This is a genomic window from Streptomyces sp. NPDC001315 (assembly GCF_042896175.1).
Lineage (GTDB): Bacteria > Actinomycetota > Actinomycetes > Streptomycetales > Streptomycetaceae > Streptomyces.
Genome location: NZ_JBIAWZ010000007.1, coordinates 26,714 through 42,644, shown reverse-complemented (window position 1 = coordinate 42,644; position 15,931 = coordinate 26,714). Strand labels below are relative to the sequence as shown.

General features: G+C 71.8%; 17 protein-coding genes and 1 pseudogene. 4 read left to right on the top strand and 14 right to left on the bottom strand.

What is annotated here, in order from left to right; genetic code table 11:
- Positions 1-345: 345 nt before the first annotated feature.
- Complete coding sequence (locus ACFY16_RS20985; protein ID WP_390648652.1) at positions 346-1,386, bottom strand: helix-turn-helix transcriptional regulator; 1,041 nt, start codon at positions 1,384-1,386, stop codon at positions 346-348.
- A gap of 295 nt (positions 1,387-1,681) precedes the next feature.
- On the bottom strand, positions 1,682-2,323 hold the full coding sequence (locus ACFY16_RS20980) for a transglycosylase family protein (RefSeq protein ID WP_390648651.1): 642 nt from the start codon (positions 2,321-2,323) through the stop codon (positions 1,682-1,684).
- 535 nt (positions 2,324-2,858) lie between these two features.
- Between ACFY16_RS20980 and ACFY16_RS20975 the strand changes: the two genes are divergently transcribed.
- Together ACFY16_RS20975 and ACFY16_RS20970 are read left to right on the top strand one after the other, a co-directional pair.
- Complete coding sequence (locus ACFY16_RS20975) at positions 2,859-3,638, top strand: hypothetical protein (RefSeq protein ID WP_390648650.1); 780 nt, start codon at positions 2,859-2,861, stop codon at positions 3,636-3,638.
- A gap of 82 nt (positions 3,639-3,720) precedes the next feature.
- The gene (locus ACFY16_RS20970) at positions 3,721-4,125 is read left to right on the top strand and encodes a hypothetical protein (protein ID WP_390648649.1); all 405 of its coding nucleotides are present in this window, start codon (positions 3,721-3,723) and stop codon (positions 4,123-4,125) included.
- A 55-nt stretch (positions 4,126-4,180) separates the two neighbouring features.
- Here the strand turns inward: ACFY16_RS20970 and der are convergent, their stop codons facing one another.
- The 5 genes from der to aroH form a co-directional block, all read right to left on the bottom strand.
- Positions 4,181-5,659: a ribosome biogenesis GTPase Der gene (gene der / locus ACFY16_RS20965; protein WP_390648648.1), complete on the bottom strand. Its 1,479-nt coding sequence runs from the start codon at positions 5,657-5,659 to the stop codon at positions 4,181-4,183.
- 72 nt (positions 5,660-5,731) lie between these two features.
- The gene (locus ACFY16_RS20960) at positions 5,732-6,424 is read right to left on the bottom strand and encodes a lysophospholipid acyltransferase family protein (RefSeq protein WP_390648647.1); all 693 of its coding nucleotides are present in this window, start codon (positions 6,422-6,424) and stop codon (positions 5,732-5,734) included.
- The gene (gene cmk / locus ACFY16_RS20955; protein ID WP_390648646.1) at positions 6,382-7,044 is read right to left on the bottom strand and encodes a (d)CMP kinase; all 663 of its coding nucleotides are present in this window, start codon (positions 7,042-7,044) and stop codon (positions 6,382-6,384) included. Before cmk ends, ACFY16_RS20960 begins: the two co-directional genes overlap by 43 nt.
- A gap of 103 nt (positions 7,045-7,147) precedes the next feature.
- Complete coding sequence (locus ACFY16_RS20950; RefSeq protein ID WP_390648645.1) at positions 7,148-8,233, bottom strand: prephenate dehydrogenase; 1,086 nt, start codon at positions 8,231-8,233, stop codon at positions 7,148-7,150.
- Positions 8,230-8,592 carry a chorismate mutase gene (gene aroH, locus ACFY16_RS20945; RefSeq protein WP_390648644.1) on the bottom strand — a complete coding sequence of 121 codons (363 nt, stop codon included), beginning with the start codon at positions 8,590-8,592 and terminating at the stop codon, positions 8,230-8,232. The genes ACFY16_RS20950 and aroH overlap by 4 nt, the downstream gene beginning before the upstream one ends.
- A 129-nt stretch (positions 8,593-8,721) precedes the next feature.
- On the opposite strand from aroH, the pseudogene ACFY16_RS20940 reads away from it, so the two are divergent.
- Together ACFY16_RS20940 and ACFY16_RS20935 are read left to right on the top strand one after the other, a co-directional pair.
- Positions 8,722-9,005, top strand: a pseudogene (locus tag ACFY16_RS20940) (DUF6529 family protein); the annotation flags it as partial.
- A complete protein-coding gene (locus ACFY16_RS20935; protein ID WP_390648643.1) occupies positions 9,002-9,412 on the top strand; it encodes a Rieske (2Fe-2S) protein in 411 nt (136 codons plus the stop codon). The pseudogene ACFY16_RS20940 and the gene ACFY16_RS20935, both read left to right, overlap by 4 nt.
- 17 nt (positions 9,413-9,429) lie before the next feature.
- Here ACFY16_RS20935 and ACFY16_RS20930 read toward each other — a convergent pair whose 3' ends face one another.
- The 7 genes from ACFY16_RS20930 to ACFY16_RS20900 all read right to left on the bottom strand — a co-directional run bounded on the left by ACFY16_RS20930 (position 9,430) and on the right by ACFY16_RS20900 (position 15,849).
- Entirely contained in the window at positions 9,430-10,452 is a 1,023-nt protein-coding gene (locus tag ACFY16_RS20930) for an ADP-ribosylglycohydrolase family protein (RefSeq protein ID WP_390648642.1), read from the bottom strand.
- On the bottom strand, positions 10,449-11,204 hold the full coding sequence (locus ACFY16_RS20925) for an NUDIX domain-containing protein (protein WP_390648641.1): 756 nt from the start codon (positions 11,202-11,204) through the stop codon (positions 10,449-10,451). Before ACFY16_RS20925 ends, ACFY16_RS20930 begins: the two co-directional genes overlap by 4 nt.
- A gap of 82 nt (positions 11,205-11,286) precedes the next feature.
- On the bottom strand, positions 11,287-12,366 hold the full coding sequence (locus ACFY16_RS20920; RefSeq protein ID WP_390648640.1) for a pseudouridine synthase: 1,080 nt from the start codon (positions 12,364-12,366) through the stop codon (positions 11,287-11,289).
- Complete coding sequence (gene scpB / locus ACFY16_RS20915; RefSeq protein WP_390648639.1) at positions 12,366-13,025, bottom strand: SMC-Scp complex subunit ScpB; 660 nt, start codon at positions 13,023-13,025, stop codon at positions 12,366-12,368. Before scpB ends, ACFY16_RS20920 begins: the two co-directional genes overlap by 1 nt.
- Entirely contained in the window at positions 13,022-14,131 is a 1,110-nt protein-coding gene (locus tag ACFY16_RS20910; protein WP_390648638.1) for a segregation and condensation protein A, read from the bottom strand. Before ACFY16_RS20910 ends, scpB begins: the two co-directional genes overlap by 4 nt.
- A gap of 18 nt (positions 14,132-14,149) precedes the next feature.
- Positions 14,150-14,728: a hypothetical protein gene (locus ACFY16_RS20905; RefSeq protein ID WP_390648637.1), complete on the bottom strand. Its 579-nt coding sequence runs from the start codon at positions 14,726-14,728 to the stop codon at positions 14,150-14,152.
- Positions 14,713-15,849: a ParA family protein gene (locus tag ACFY16_RS20900; protein WP_390648636.1), complete on the bottom strand. Its 1,137-nt coding sequence runs from the start codon at positions 15,847-15,849 to the stop codon at positions 14,713-14,715. The genes ACFY16_RS20905 and ACFY16_RS20900 overlap by 16 nt, the downstream gene beginning before the upstream one ends.
- Positions 15,850-15,931 lie beyond the last annotated feature (82 nt).

The following is a 15,931-nucleotide window of genomic DNA, read 5'->3' as shown; positions in this document are numbered from 1 at the left end:
TTGCGTACGCCTTCCGCACGTATTCGAACGTAATTCCCGCGTGTCGGCCGACCCGGTAAACGCGTCGGCCCGACCCGGCGAATAGGGCGCCGGAAAGCACCGGGGGAACCGCCCGCGAATTTGTGTTCCATTCCGATTCCGCGCGGGCCGCGGCAGCTGACGCCACATAGGAAATACACGGCTCCACCACAGAACCCCCGTACGCCTGTCGGGCGCGCGGCGGCGCGAGCATCATGGCGTGAGCCCGTGGGCGCGCGTGCGGCGCGGGCTTCGGCCGAAGCCCCAGGGTCGTCGGCCTCGACCGGTCCCTGGAGTGGGCGACCTCGTGCCCGCCGCCGCGCCACATCACGACGCCGCCCCGGATCCGCTCCGAGTCCCCGGCGTCCGCCCCGCATCACCCGGCGCACGCGGGCGAGGCGCCACGGCCCGCGCCAGGGCCGCGTCGAGCCGGTCCCGGGCCGTCCTGATCGCCTCGGTGAGTTCGACGGGCTCCAGCACCTCGAACGCGAAGCCCGTCATCATGACGTGGACGACCATCACGTCCAGGCTCGCGGCCCCGGTGCGCAGGATGCAGGCGTCGTCGCCGTCGGCCTCCAGCGTGCCGGCGGACGGCGAGACCCGCTCGGCGGCCTCGTGCAGCGGCACCAGCAGCCGGATGACGGCGTGCGAGGCGTACGCGCGCGTGGAGACGCCCTCGGAGACGTACGCGGCGAGATCCTCGGCGGGCGGCTCGCGGGGCGTGAAGCGCGGGCCGTGCGGCGGCCTGGGCTTGATCCGGTCGGCGCGGAACGTACGCCAGTCCTCCCGGTCGAGGTCCCAGGCGACCAGGTACCAGCGGCGCTCGGTGCACACCAGTCGGTGTGGTTCGACGGTACGGCGAGTGGGGGCGCCGTCGTGTCCCCGGTAGTCGAAGCGCAGGCGCTCGGCGTCCCGGCAGAGGTGGGCGAGTTCGGTCAGCACGGCCGGGTCGACGGCCGAGGGCTGCGGTCCGCGCAGCATGGGCACGGTGAAGGCGTTCAGGGCGCCCACCCGGCGGCGCAGCCGGTGCGGCAGGACCTGCTCCAGCTTGGCGAGGGCGCGTACGGAGGTCTCGCCGATGCCCTCGATGCCCTGCCCTGCGGCCGTACGCAGCCCCACCGCGACGGCGACCGCCTCGTCGTCGTCCAGCAGAAGGGGCGGCAGCTCGGCACCCACGCCCAGCTGGTAGCCGCCGCCCGTGCCGGGGCTGGCGTTGACCGGGTAGCCCAGCTCGCGCAGCCGGTCCACGTCCCGGCGCACCGTGCGCGCGGTGACGCCGAGCCGGTCGGCCAGCTCGGCCCCGGACCACTCGCGATGGGCCTGGAGGAGCGAGAGCAGGCGCAGCAGTCGTGCGGAGGTCTCCAGCATGGTCAAAGTGTGTCCCACGGCGCGTGGGGCAGCTGCGGCACGTCGAAGCAGGTGCCGGTCCGAGCGGCGCGGGGAGTCCGTGTGGTTGTCGGGGACGGTGGGCGTCCGGTGCTGAACGTTCGTCACCTCGGCGACAACCTCCCTGCCCGGCCGGCACGCATGCCCGCGCCGCACGCCCGGCGGGTCTTCGCGTACGAACTCCGGTGCGGCCAGGGCGGTTTCGGCGGGGAGGCGGCCGAGCTGTGCCCCACCCGGTCGGCGGAGACCGGGTGGGGCCCGCCGGGGCGGGAGAGCGTCAGAGGTCGAGACGCTGCCCGGGCACGATCACGTCGGGATCCCCGCCGATGACGGCCTTGTTGGCGGCGTAGATCCGCTGCCAGGTGGTCCCGTGCCGGGCTGCGATCCCGCTCAGCGTGTCACCCTCGCGGACGGTGTAGTCGCCACGGGAGGCGCCACGGCTCGGGTGTTCCGTCGAACGGGTCGGCGTCGTCGACGACCCGGACGGCTTCGAGGGGGCCGACTTGATGGCGGCGGAGCCGCTCGCGGGAGCCGCCGGGGCGCCTCCGGACGCTCCGGCTCGCGCCGCGCAGGTCGGCCACGCGCCCCAGCCCTGGGCGCCCTGGACCTTCGTGGCCACGGCGATCTGCTGGGCCCTGGTGGCCCGGTCGGCCGTCGGCGCGTAGCCGCTGCCGCCGTACGCCCGCCAGGTGCCGGCGGAGAACTGAAGTCCTCCGTAGTAGCCGTTGCCGGTGTTGATGTGCCAGTTGCCGCCGCTCTCGCACTGGGCGATGCGGTCCCACACCCCGCCGTCCGCCGCCATGGCGTCGCCGGTCGCGGCGAGCAGTCCGAGGGGGGCGAGGAGCGCCGCCCCGGCGAGGACCGCCGTCGTACGGGTCTTACGGGCGTTGTCGCGGGTGGTATCGGCACATTCGGACATGTGGATCCCTCTCGAACAACCCGGGGTCCCCCAAGGCGGGTCGCCACGACCGCGCATGGACGCGGTCGTCGCGCTCCGCCCGTCCGCCGGACGGTGGTGCTGCGCCCTGGCTGGGCGCGGCCGGCGGACTTCCCGAGCGGTGCTCTGTGCACACGGCGGAGGAATGTAGGGAGCGGACGGAGCCGACATCAACCAACTGCGTGTTGTTCCAGGCCAGTTGGCCGTTACCGCAGGTATCGGCGAAATCCGGACACCCACTTCATTCCCCGATTTCCTGATTTGTCGACCAGGCTTCGGGACGATCTGTGACTCACTTCACCGAACGAACTTCCTTGGATTTCCCAGCTCTTGACGGTGAGTGTCCGATTCCGCACCGCACGTGACCCTGTGCGCTGGATGGTTCGATTCCGTTCGCCCGGCAGCGTGACTCCCGCCACAGATCACCCGTTGTCTTCTGCATGAGCCGGGGACCCACCCGGACCACGGGCCGGGAGCCACCCGGTCTCGCCACGCACCGCATCCCGAGGGAGCCACCGTGCCGCGCATGCTCGACGTCAGCGACGAGGTACGCGCCGAGATCGGCGACGAAGAAGCCGACCGGCTGCTCGCCGGAGAGAACGCCCCGGGCAGTTACGACTGCACGTCCTGTCGCACCCCGGGCGACTCCGAGCACGAGCGCACCAGCACCGTCCTGTTCATCGGGGACGAGACCGCCGTACTCGCCTTCGCCCACGCCGGCTGCCTGCCCTCGCAGGTCGTCCAGGTCACCGAGGAGCAGTTGCAGGGCGCGGTCCGCTCCATCGGCGGCACCGCGGGCGGCGATCCGCAGCAGGCCATGCCCGAGCAGGCCGTGCTCGGCGTGACCAGCGGACTCGTCCTGCTCGCCGGAGAGTTGCACCCCGCGCTGGTCGTCGAGCCGACCGCGCCCATCGTGCGGCCCGGCTCGATGGGCGTCGGCGACGACTTCCTGCCGCTGCTCATCGAGCAGGGCTTCATGCCGCTCACCGAACTGGTCGAGGTACCGCCCGTACTGCACGGCTGGTCGGTGCTGCTCGCCGCGGGCCAGCTGCACGCCGTACTGCAGCCGGGCACGGTCGGGGGGCAGCCGGTCGCCTGGTGGCAGGCGCACCAGCCGCTCCAGGTCACCGACAGCTGGCGGGCGGCGGCGAACAAGCACCAGCAGGTGCTCATGTTCGCGGCACCGGTCGGCTCGATCGGGCGCCAGCCCCGTGAGGATCTGCTGCGGGGCGCGCTCGACAAGGCGGCGGCCAACGGCAAGCTGGTCGCGTCCGCGCTGCCCCTCGCGGGCACCTGAGCGCCCTTGCTCCAGGGACGGTTGACCTGCTGAATCAGCTGCTCAGCCGCATCCCCTGGGCGACGGGGTCGTTTGGACATACGTGCACGCATACGACGTTCCCCGCCGCCAGGCCTTCCAGTCGATCCCGTCCGCACGACCGGCTCAGGACTCTCATGGCGGCCCATCGGCCACGCCGATCTACGACGCGCTCTACGCCGAGTACGTCAAGTCCTTCCGTACGCTGCCGGGTGACCGCAGCGGCGAGGAGGACCTGGGCTTCACCGCCTTCGGGAACATCCCGCACGGTACGGGCTCGTTCGGAGGCCACCGTTCGGGGACGTTCAGCAGTTCGTACAGCGCCTACAGCGCTGGGGCGAACAGCGCGCGGCACAGCGGCGGCCAGCAGTCCCCGTGGCAGCGCGTCGGCCAGATCGCGCAGCAGTACGGCACAGGGATGCACCACGTGCCGGCGGCGCTGCCGCCCGGGCCGCGCAGAGGCCTCTGAGCGGACGCGCAAGGGCGGCCCCGGGAAAACCGGGGCCGCCCTTTTGCTGCCTGTGCTACTTCCGCTTCGCGCCGCGCTTCTCGCGCACCCGCACGGAGATGTGGATCGGCGTGCCCTCGAAGCCGAACTCCTCGCGCAGCCGGCGCTCGATGAAGCGGCGGTAGCCCGCCTCGATGAAGCCGGAGGCGAAGAGGACGAACCGCGGCGGCTTGGTGCCCGCCTGGGTGCCGAAGAGGATGCGGGGCTGCTTGCCGCCCCGGATGGGGTGCGGGTGGGCGGCGACCAGCTCACCGAGGAACGCGTTCAGGCGGCCCGTGGGGACCCGGGTCTCCCAGCCCGCCAGCGCCGTCTCGATTCCCGGGACCAGCTTCTCCATGTGCCGGCCGGTGCGCGCCGAGACGTTGACGCGCGGCGCCCAGGCGACCTGGCCGAGCTCGGTCTCGATCTCCCGCTCCAGGTAGTAGCGGCGCTCCTCGTCGAGCGTGTCCCACTTGTTGAAGGCCAGGACGATGGCGCGGCCCGCGTCGACGGCCATCGTGACGATGCGCTGGTCCTGGACGGAGATGTTCTCCGACGCGTCGATCAGGATGACGGCGACTTCGGCCTTCTCGACGGCCGCGGCCGTGCGCAGCGAGGCGTAGTAGTCGGCGCCCTGCTGGAGGTGGACGCGCTTGCGGATGCCCGCCGTGTCGACGAACTTCCAGGTGACACCGCCCAGCTCGATCAGCTCGTCGACCGGGTCACGGGTGGTGCCCGCGAGCTCGTTCACGACGACGCGCTCCTCGCCCGCCACCTTGTTGAGCAGCGAGGACTTGCCGACGTTCGGACGGCCGATGAGGGCGATCCGGCGCGGGCCGCCGACCGCCGTGCCGAAGGTCTGCTCGGGCGCCTCCGGCAGTGCCTCCAGGACGGCGTCCAGCATGTCTCCGGTGCCGCGGCCGTGCAGCGCCGAGACGGGGTGCGGTTCGCCGAGGCCCAGGGACCACAGGTACGAGGCGTCTGCCTCACCGCTCGGGCCGTCGACCTTGTTGGCGCACAGCACCACGGGCTTGCCGGCCTTGCGCAGCAGTCGTACGACCGCCTCGTCGGTGTCGGTCGCGCCGACCTTGGCGTCGACGACGAACACGACGGCGTCGGCCGCCTCGATCGCGTATTCGGCCTGGGCGGCCACGGAGGCGTCGATACCGAGGACGTCCTGCTCCCAGCCGCCGGTGTCGACGACCTTGAAGCGGCGGCCCGCCCACTCGGCCTCGTAGGTGACGCGGTCGCGGGTGACGCCGGGCTTGTCCTCGACGACGGCCTCGCGGCGGCCGATGATGCGGTTCACCAGCGTCGACTTGCCGACATTCGGGCGGCCGACGACGGCGAGCACCGGCAGCGGGCCGTGGCCGGCCTCCTCGATGGCGCCCTCGACCTCCTCGAGGTCGAAGCCCTCTACCGCGGCGAGCTCCATGAACTCCGCGTACTCGGCATCGCCAAGTGCTCCGTGGTCGTGCTCCTCGCCCGAGCCCTCGGAGTGGATATGGTCGTTCATGAAGTCCGTACCTCGTTCATCGTGGTGATCGGTGGACCACCCGTATCGGGTGATCCACTACTCAAGTGTCTCTTAGCGCCCGGTCAGGCGCCTGGCGTTTTCCAGGTGGGCACTGAGCTGCTTCTGGATGCGCTCGGTCGCCTCGTCCAGCGCCTTGCGGGTACGCCGCCCGCTTCCGTCGCCCGCCTCGAAGGGGTCGCCGAAGACGACGTCGACGCGGGAACGCAGCGGGGGCAGCGCCTTTGTCAACCGACTGCTCTTCTCAGAGCTTCCCAGGACCGCGACCGGGACGATCGGGGCCCCGCTGCGGACCGCGAAGTACGCGAGCCCGGCGCGCAGGGAGGCGAAGTCGCCCTCGCCCCGGGTGCCCTCCGGGAAGATGCCGAGGACGCCGCCGTTGTCCAGGACGCCGAGGGCCTGGGTGATCGCGGTGCGGTCGGTGGTCTCACGGTCGACCTTCACCTGCCCGATGCCGAGCAGGAACGGGTCGAGCGGGCCGACGAACGCCTCCTTCTTGATCAGGAAGTGCGTCGGCCGGGGCGCCACGCCCATGACCATCGGGCCGTCGATGTTGTGGGAGTGGTTGACCGCGAGGATCACCGGGCCGGTCACGGGGACCTTCCAGGCGCCCAGGACGCGCGGCTTCCACAGCCCGTACATCAGGCCGACGCCGATGCGTCTGCCGACCTCGGCGCCCTTGACGGAAGGGACGGACGGGGCGCTCACTTCTCGGCCCGCTTCTCCTCGACGAGGGTGACGACGCACTCGATGACCTGCGTGAGCGTGAGATCGGTGGTGTCCACCTCGACGGCGTCGTCCGCCTTGGCGAGCGGCGAGGTCTTGCGGCTGGAGTCGGCCGCGTCCCGCTTGATCAGGGCCTCGCGGGTGGCGTGGACGTCCGCGCCCTTGAGCTCACCGCTGCGGCGGGCGGCGCGGGCCTCCGGGGAGGCGGTGAGGAAGACCTTCAGGTCGGCGTCGGGAAGCACGGTCGTGCCGATGTCGCGGCCCTCGACGACGATGCCGCTCTCCGCCGAGGCGGCGAGGGAGCGCTGCAGCTCTGTGATCCGGGCCCGCACCTCGGGCACCGCGCTGACCGCGCTGACCTTGGAGGTGACCTCCTGGGTGCGGATCGGGCCGGCCACGTCGGTGCCGTCCACCGTGATCGTCGGATTGTCCGGGTCGGTGCCGGAGATTATCTCCGGCTTGCCGGCCACGGCGGCGATCGCGGAGGGGTCGGTGATGTCGATCCCGTTGCTCACCATCCACCAGGTGATCGCCCGGTACTGGGCGCCGGTGTCCAGGTAGCTCAGGCCGAGCTGTGCGGCCACGGCCTTGGACGTGCTCGACTTGCCCGTGCCGGAGGGGCCGTCGATGGCGACAATCACTGCCGGGACGCTTTCCACAGTGGGGGTACCTTCCTGGACCGGGGTGGTGGGGCGGGGCCGCGACTGTGCCCCGCACAAGGTTACTGGCTCCCCGGACGCCGTTTTACTGCCGGATCGCCCAGCCCCGCTCCCGCAGCGCCGCCGTCAGAACAGGTGCCGACTTCGGCTCCACCATCACCTGCACCAGACCGGCCTGCTGCCCCGTCGCGTGCTCGATGCGTACGTCCTCGACGTTGATCCCGGCCCGTCCCGCGTCCGCGAAGATGCGGGCCAGCTGACCGGGCTGGTCGTCGATGAGGACGGCCACCGTCTCGTACACCCGAGGAGCGGACCCGTGCTTGCCGGGGACGCGGACCTGGCCGGCGTTGCCGCGGCGCAGGACGTCCTCGATGCCGGCGGTGCCCTCACGGCGCTTGTCCTCGTCGGAGGACTGCAGGGCGCGCAGGGCCCGGACCGTCTCGTCGAGGTCGGCGGAGACGTCCGCGAGGAGGTCGGCGACCGGCCCCGGGTTCGCGGAGAGGATGTCGATCCACATCCGGGGGTCGGACGCGGCGATCCGGGTCACGTCCCGGATGCCCCCGCCGCACAGCCGTACGGCCGCCTCCTCGGCGTTCTCGAGGCGCGCGGCGACCATGCTGGAGACCAGCTGGGGCATGTGGGAGACGAGGGCCACGGCACGGTCGTGCGCGTCGGCGTCCATCACCACCGGCACCGCCCGGCAGTGCGAGACCAGCTCCAGGGCGAGATTCAGCACCTCGGTGTCGGTGTCCCGCGTCGGCGTGAGCACCCAGGGGCGGCCCTCGAAGAGGTCGGCGGTCGCGGCCAGCGGGCCGGACTTCTCGCGGCCGGACATGGGGTGACTGCCGATGTAGGACGACAGGTCGAGGCCGAGCGCCTCCAGCTCGCGGCGCGGGCCGCCCTTGACGCTGGCCACATCGAGGTAGCCGCGGGCCACGCCCCGGCGCATGGCGTCCGCGAGCACGCCGGCCACGTGGGCCGGCGGCGCGGCGACGATCACGAGGTCGACGGGCCCGTCGGGCGCCTCGTCCGTGCCGGCGCCGAGCGCGGCCGCCGTACGGGCCTGTTCCGGGTCGTGGTCGGCCAGGTGGACGACGACGCCCCGCTGGACGAGGGCGAGGGCGGCGGACGTACCGATGAGCCCGGTTCCGATGACGAGCGCGGTCCTCACTGGGCGATGTCCTTGCGCAGCGCGGCCGCGGCACCGAGGTAGACGTGCGCGATGTCGGCCCGGGGCCGGTCGGACTCGACGTGTGCGAGGAGGCGGACCACGCGGGGCATGGCGCCGGCGATGTCCAGTTCCTGGGCGCAGATCAGCGGCACGTCGACGATGCCGAGCTTGCGGGCGGCGGCCGCCGGGAAGTCGCTGTGCAGGTCCCGCGTGGCCGTGAACCAGATGCTGATCAGGTCGTCCGTGCCCAGGCCGTTCCGTTCCAGGACGGCGGTGAGCAGGGCACCGACCTGCTCACTCATGTGGCCGGCTTCGTCCCGCTCCAGTTGGACGGCTCCCCGGACCGCTCGTACCGCCACGGCGCTGCTCCTCGCTGATGTGCTGATTGCTCTGATTGCTGACTGCCACGGATCGCTGCTTCGTCCATCAAGCCTAGTCAGACCCGGGGCGACCGGTGCGCGGCGCCCGCTCGGTGAGACGACGGGCGCCGCGTGGCGTTCCTCGGGGCGGTCCCGGTCGCGGTGCACCGCCTGTACGCGGTGCACCGCTTGTGCGCGTTGGGCTGTCAGGCGTAGGAAACGCGCCTTTTGTGGCACTCCGCGCTGAATTGCTTCGTCTTCGATGCCTTCGGTGTCAAGATGCTGCTGCTCCGCTCGGAGCGACTTCCCGGCTGGTTGCTGCCGATCGACGGCGGACTGGTGTTCGCCGTCCGCACGGTCGTCCGGCCGGCCTCCGTCCCTTGCTTCTTCGCACCTTCGGAGTGACGACATGACCCACGGCACGACGCGGCGCACGGTACTGGCGACGGGCGCGGCAGCGTTCGTCGCGGGCTGCGGCAAGTCCGGCGACAACAACGAGTCCGGCTCCCCCGCCACCGCCTCCGCCTCCGTCGGCAAGGAACTGGCGAAGACCAGTGACATCCCGGTCGGCGGCGGCAAGATCTTCCCGGCCGACAAGGTCGTCGTCACCCAGCCGAAGAAGGACGAGTTCAAGGGCTTCTCCAACATCTGCACCCACCGGCAGTGCCCGCTCGCCAACGTCTCCGGCGGCACGATCAACTGCAACTGCCACGGCAGCAAGTTCCGCATCACGGACGGCTCGGTGGCCCACCCCCCGGCGACGCAGCCGCTGCCCGAGAAGAAGATCACGGTGGAGGGCGACACGATCCGCCTGGTCTGATCACCGGCCCCGCCCGGTCAGGCGTCCCAGAGCGCCCCGAGCGTGACCAGCTCGCCCTGGTACTCGATACGGTCCGCCCACCGGGTGGGCCACGCGTCGGCCCCCAGGTACGCGCCCGCGAAGGCGCCGGTCAGGCAGGCGATCGAGTCGGAGTCGCCGGAGCTGCACGCGGCACGGCGCAGCGCGGTCAGCGGCTCGTCGACGAACAGCAGGAAGCACAGCAGCCCGGTCGCCAGGGCCTCCTCGGCGATCCAGCCTTCCCCGGTGGCCAGGCACGGGTCGGTCTCGTGCGAGCCGGCGCGCACGGCCTCCTGGAGCCGGTCCAGGACCGCCAGGCACTCGTCCCAGCCGCGCGCGACGAAGTGCTCGGGGGTGGGGTCCTGGCTGCGGGTCCACAGGTCGCCGAGCCAGCGCTCGTGGTAATGCGTGCGGTTGTCGAGGGCGTACGAGCGCAGCAGTCCGACGAGCCCGGTCGGCTCGGCGCCCTGGGCGAGCAGCCGTACGGCGTGCGCGGTGAGGTCGGACGCGGCGAGTGCCGTCGGATGCCCGTGCGTGAGGGCGGACTGCAACTGGGCCGCGCCGGCGCGCTGTTCGTCGCTCAGGCCGGGCGCCAGCCCGATGGGCGCCACGCGCATGTTGGCGCCACAGCCCTTGGAGCCGATCTGGCTGGCGTCCTGCCAGGGAAGGTCGCTCTGCAGGAGACCGCACGCCTCCAGACACGTACGCCCCGGCGCGCGGTTGTTCTCGGGTGAGCGGTACCAGTCCACGAACTCCTCTCGCAGCGACTGCTCCAAGCCCTGCGGAGCGAGCAGCCCCCGGTCCATGGCGGTCCGCAGCCCACGCCCCACGGCCAGCGTCATCTGGGTGTCGTCGGACACGCGCGCGGGCGTGGGAAGCTCCATCGCGCGCCAGGGCCCGTACCGGTCCAGAATCTTCGGCACTCCGATGAACTCGGTCGGGAAGCCCAGCGCGTCCCCGAGCGCGAGGCCCAGCAGGGCTCCGGTGGCGGCGCGCTTGCGGACGGTGGTCGTGGCGGTCATGCGAGGCGTCCTTCCCTAGGCGTGCGAAGCAGGGGCGGATGGAGGGCGGCGGCGGTGCCGGCCCGGTACAGCGCGGCCGGTTTGCCGCGGCCGCCGGTCAGGCGGGCGGCCCCCGGGACGGGTTCGACGAAGCCGGGGGTGGCGAGCACCTTGCGCCGGAAGTTGGGCCGGTCCAGGGCCGTGCCCCACACCGTCTCGTAGACCTGCTGCAACTCGCCGAGCGTGAACTCGGGCGGGCAGAAGGCGGTGGCGAGGCAGGTGTACTCGAGTTTGGCGCCGACGCGGTCGCGGGCGTCGGCGAGGATCCGGTCGTGGTCGAAGGCGAGCGGCTCGGCGGAGTCGTACGGCAGCCAGCGGGCCTGGGCCGCGTCGCCGCCGACGTGCGGCTCGGGCGCGTCCGGGAGCAGCGCGGCGAACGCGACCGACACGACCCGCATCCGGGGGTCGCGGTCGGGCTCGCTGTAGGTGCGCAGCTGCTCCAGGTGCAGCCCGGAGACGTCCGTCAGGCCGGTCTCCTCGGCGAGTTCGCGCCGGGCCGCCGTCTCGGCGGACTCGTCGGGCAGCACGAAGCCGCCGGGCAGCGCCCAGTGTCCGGCGTACGGCTCCTGCCCGCGCTCGACGAGCAGCACGTGCAGCGCGCTGTCGCGGATGGTGAGGACGGCGAGGTCGGCGGTGACGGCGAAGGGTTCGAAGGCGTACTTGTCGTAGCCGTCGGGCGTACGACCCCCTGACGCACCCCCCGATGCCGACACGACCACCACCCCCTTTTAATAGTCATCTCGACTATAAAAGGGGGTGGTGGTCCGTGACAAGCAGGTGTCGTCCCGGATCGTCCTAGAGGTCGACTTCCTTCATCAGCATGCCGACCTCGGTGTTGGACAGCCGCCGCAGCCAGCCCGACTTCTGGTCGCCCAGGGTGATCGGCCCGAAGGCGACGCGCACCAGCTTCTCGACGGGGAAGCCCGCCTCCGCCAGCATGCGGCGGACGATGTGCTTGCGGCCCTCGTGCAGGGTCACCTCGACCAGGTAGTTCTTGCCGGTCTGCTCGACGACCCGGAAGTGGTCCGCGCGCGCGTACCCGTCCTCCAGCTGGATGCCGTCCTTGAGCCTCTTGCCCAGGTCGCGCGGGATCGGGCCGACGATGGCCGCGAGGTAGACCTTCTTCACGCCGTACTTGGGGTGGGTCAGGCGGTGCGCCAGCTCACCGTGGTTGGTGAGCAGGATGACGCCCTCGGTCTCGGTGTCGAGCCGGCCGACGTGGAAGAGCCGCGTCTCGCGGTTGGTCACGTAGTCGCCGAGGCACTGACGGCCCTCGTTGTCCTCCATGGTGGAGACGACACCTGCGGGCTTGTTCAGCGAGAAGAACTGGTACGACTGGGTCGCGACCGTCAGACCGTCGACCCTGACCTCGTCGTGCTCCGGGTCGACCCGCTTGCCCTGTTCGAGGACGATCTCGCCGTTGACCTCGACCCGCGCCTGCTCGATCAGCTCCTCGCAGGCGCGCCGGGAGCCGTAGCCCGCGCGCGCGAGCACCTTCTGCAGACGCTCGCCCTCCTGCTCGGCGCCCGGGAAGGTCTTGGGCAGCTTGACGTCCTTCTTGCCCGCGTACCGCTCCCGGTTGCGCTCCTCGACCCGCGTCTCGTACTCGCGGGAGCGGGCGGGCGCCGTACGACCGCGGCCGCCCTGCGGGGACTGGGACTGCTTGGGGCCGCCCTTGGCACCGCCGCGCGCCGCGCCGCCGCGCCCGGCCTTCGGGCCGTCCTTCGTCGCGCCGGGGCCCACGTCGTAGCGGCGCTCCTCGGGGCGGGGCTTGCGGGGGCGGCCCTGCCCCTGCTTGTCGTCCCTGCTGTTGCCGGCGCCGCGGTAGTTACCCCGCCCGCCGCTCTTGCCGCTACCGCTGCCGCTGCTTCGCATCAAAGTTCCGTCGTCGTCGTGTGATCGTCTGCGCCGGACGCGTCGGGCGCGTCCGGGTCGAACGACGGAACCCCTTCCTGGGTCTCGGCCTCGATCGCCGCCGCCTCCGGGAGGAAGGGCGCGAGCTCCGGGAGCTCGTCCAGACCGCGCAGGCCCATCCGCTCCAGGAAGTAGTTCGTCGTCACGTACAGGATCGCACCTGTTTCGGGTTCCGTGCCCGCCTCCTCGACGAGACCGCGCTGGAGCAGGGTGCGCATGACCCCGTCGCAGTTCACTCCGCGGACCGCCGAGACCCGGCTGCGGCTGACCGGCTGGCGGTAGGCGACCACGGCGAGGGTCTCCAGCGCCGCCTGCGTGAGCCGGGCCTGCTGGCCGTCCAGGACGAAGCCCTCCACGGCCGCCGCGTACTCGGGTCGGGTGTAGAAGCGCCAGCCGCCCGCGATGAGCCGCAGCTCGAAGCCGCGCCCCTGCACGGTGTACTCGTCGGCCAGCTCGCGCAGCGCGTCCCCGATCTGCCGCCTGGGCCGCTGGAGGATCTTGGCGAGGTGTTCCTCGGTCGCGGGCTCGTCCACGACCATGAGGACGGCCTCCAGCGCCGGCTTGAGGTCGAGGTCGGCGACGGTACGCAGCCCGGCCGGTACGTCGGTGGTCTCGCTCACGCCTTCTTCTCCTCCTTGGGTGTCTCGGGCGGCCGGTCGAACTCGTCGGTGACCTTCGGGGCCTCTCCCCCGTCCCCGCCGGTCCAGCGCACGAGCAGCTCACCGAGGGCGTCCTCCTGCTCCAGGGCGACGGCCTTCTCCCGGTACAGCTCCAGCAGCGCCAGGAAGCGCGCCACGACGGTGAGGGTGTCGTCGACGTCCTCGACGAGCACGCGGAAGCTGGCCTCACCGAGCTCCCGCAGCCGCGCGACCACGATCCCGGCCTGCTCCTGCACGCTGACCAGGGGTGCGTGGATGTGGTCGACATACACCTGCGGCTTGGCCCTGGGCTGCATCGCCTTGACCGCGAGCTTGGCGAACCCCTCCGGGCCGATGCTGATGACGACCTCGGGCAGCAGCTCGGCGTGGTGGGGTTCCAGGCCGACGGTACGGGGGTAGCGGCGGGCTTCCTGCTCCAGCCGGTGGTTGAAGATGTCGGCGATCTGCTTGTACGCCCGGTATTGCAGCAACCGCGCGAACAGCAGGTCACGGGCCTCCAGCAGGGCCAGGTCGGCCTCGTCCTCCACCTCGGCGGCGGGCAGCAGCCGGGCCGCCTTCAGGTCGAGCAGCGTGGCGGCCACGACGAGGAACTCGGTCGTCTGGTCGAGGTCCCAGTCCGGGCCCATCGCCCGGATGTGCGCGATGAACTCGTCGGTCACCTTCGACAGGGCCACTTCGGTGACGTCGAGCTTGTGCTTGGAGATCAGCTGAAGCAGCAGGTCGAAGGGACCCTCGAAGTTCGCGAGCCGGACCTTGAAGACGCCGTCGACGGAATCCCGGGGTTCGGCAGGGCCGGGCTCCCCAGGAGGGACCTCGGGCGCCGGTTCCGGCTCGGGCTCCGGTGCGAGGGTCTCGGGCGCCGACTCCGGCTCGGGCTCCGGTGCGAGGGCCTCGGGCGCCGACTCCGGCTGGGGCTCCGGCTCCAGTGCGACGACCTCGGGCGCCGGCTCCGTAGCTGCTGCCGCATCCTGGGCTGCCGCAGGCGCCGCGGCCCCACCCGGCCCCCGGCCCAGCGCACGCCGACGGCCGGCGGATGGGCCGGGGACGGGAGCGTCGTTCGAGGTCATGGCCCCCGCAGGCTACCGCTACCGCCCGCGCAGCCGACGCACGAGGATGCTCGCGTCCCCGCGGGACTCCAGGTCGGCCAGCACCACGGCGACCGCCTCGCGGACGATCCGCCCGCGGTCGACGGCCAGCCCGTGCTCACCGCGGAGCACGAGACGTGCGTGCTCCAGGTCCATGAGCTCCTCGGCGGACACGTACACCGTGATCTTCTCATCGTGCCGCTCACGTCCGCTGGGCCGCCGTGCGGGGGACCGCCCGCGCTTGCGCGGCTGCGCCTGTGCGTCGGCAGAACCTTCCTGCGCCGCCCCACGCCGCGCGGAGCGCTCCGCGGCGGCGGCCCGGATGCGGGACTCCCCCGCGTCGACCGACTCCGCGTCGGCTGCCACGTGCTCGGCGCCCTCGCCGTCGCCGCCCTGCGCGGGCACCGACTGCGGCGCGTCCTCCGCCGGGGCGGCGGCCGTCGGGTCGCTCTCCCCCGCCGGAGCCGGCACCCGGGCCTCGCCGTTGGCCGGGCGCCGGGGAGTGGACGGCTGGAGCGCCATTCCCCCTGTCGTACGGAACAGTTCGTCGGCCCCCGGCAGACTCACTCGGCGTGACACCGGGCGAGCACCTCCCTGGCGAGCTGGCGGTAGGCGGCGGCACCGACGGAGTTGGAGGCGTACGTGGTGATCGGCTCACCGGCGACCGTGGTCTCCGGGAAGCGGACCGTGCGCCCGATGACCGTGTGGTAGACGTGGTCGTCGAAGGCCTCGACGACACGCGCGAGCACCTCACGGCTGTGCACGGTGCGCGAGTCGTACATCGTGGCGAGGATCCCGTCGAGCTCCAGTTCCGGGTTGAGCCGTTCCTGGACCTTCTCGATGGTCTCCGTCAGCAGCGCCACACCGCGGAGGGCGAAGAACTCGCACTCGAGCGGCACGATCACCTTGTGCGCGGCCGTCAGGGCGTTGACCGTGAGCAGGCCGAGCGAGGGCTGACAGTCGATCACGATGTAGTCGTAGTCGGGCAGCAGCGGCTTCAGCGCCCGCTGGAGCGTCGACTCGCGCGCGACCTCGCTCACGAGCTGGACCTCTGCGGCCGACAGGTCGATGTTGCTGGGCAGCAGGTCCATGTTCGGGACCGCCGTCTTCAGGAGCACCTCGTCCGCCGCCATGCCCCGCTCCATGAGCAGGTTGTAGACGGTGAGGTCGAGCTCCATCGGGTTGACGCCGAGACCGACCGACAGCGCGCCCTGCGGGTCGAAGTCCACGAGCAGCACTCGACGGCCGTACTCCGCGAGCGCGGCACCCAGGTTGATGGTCGACGTCGTCTTGCCGACGCCGCCCTTCTGGTTGCACATCGCGATGATCGTCGCGGGGCCGTGACTGGTCAGCGGTCCCGGGATCGGGAAGTACGGCAGCGGCCGTCCGGTCGGGCCGATGCGCTCGCGACGCTGACGGGCAGCGTCGGGAGCGAGCGTGGCCGCGTACTCGGGGTCGGGCTCGTACTCGGCGTCGGGGTCGTAGAAGTGCCCTTCGGGCAGTTCGTCGTAGTCGGCGAAGTGGTTGCGGGGCGCGCCACTTCCGTCGCCGGCCATGGCGTTCACGTGATGGCCATCCATGCTCTGGGGTGCTGGCTGAGTCACCCTCGGGGGCTGGTGACTCTGGTGGGCTGCGAAGGTGCGCACAGCGACAGAGCCGACAGCCTCGAACCCCCCGGGGCCCTGGCCCCGGACAGGCATTCCTGGTTGACCACCCCCGGGAGAAAATGTCGACTCATTCACAAGTCGTCTTACCTCCTTGGTGACCAGGAAACTTCTAGAC

Coding starts and splice junctions, on each gene's coding strand:
- ACFY16_RS20985 (WP_390648652.1), bottom strand. CDS start 1,386: ATGCTGGAGACCTCCGCACGACTGCTGCGCCTGCTCTCGCTCCTCCAG.
- ACFY16_RS20980 (WP_390648651.1), bottom strand. CDS start 2,323: ATGTCCGAATGTGCCGATACCACCCGCGACAACGCCCGTAAGACCCGT.
- der (WP_390648648.1), bottom strand. CDS start 5,659: ATGAACGACCATATCCACTCCGAGGGCTCGGGCGAGGAGCACGACCAC.
- ACFY16_RS20935 (WP_390648643.1), top strand. CDS start 9,002: ATGACCCACGGCACGACGCGGCGCACGGTACTGGCGACGGGCGCGGCA.
- ACFY16_RS20930 (WP_390648642.1), bottom strand. CDS start 10,452: ATGACCGCCACGACCACCGTCCGCAAGCGCGCCGCCACCGGAGCCCTG.
- ACFY16_RS20920 (WP_390648640.1), bottom strand. CDS start 12,366: ATGCGAAGCAGCGGCAGCGGTAGCGGCAAGAGCGGCGGGCGGGGTAAC.
- ACFY16_RS20910 (WP_390648638.1), bottom strand. CDS start 14,131: ATGACCTCGAACGACGCTCCCGTCCCCGGCCCATCCGCCGGCCGTCGG.
- ACFY16_RS20900 (WP_390648636.1), bottom strand. CDS start 15,849: ATGCCTGTCCGGGGCCAGGGCCCCGGGGGGTTCGAGGCTGTCGGCTCT.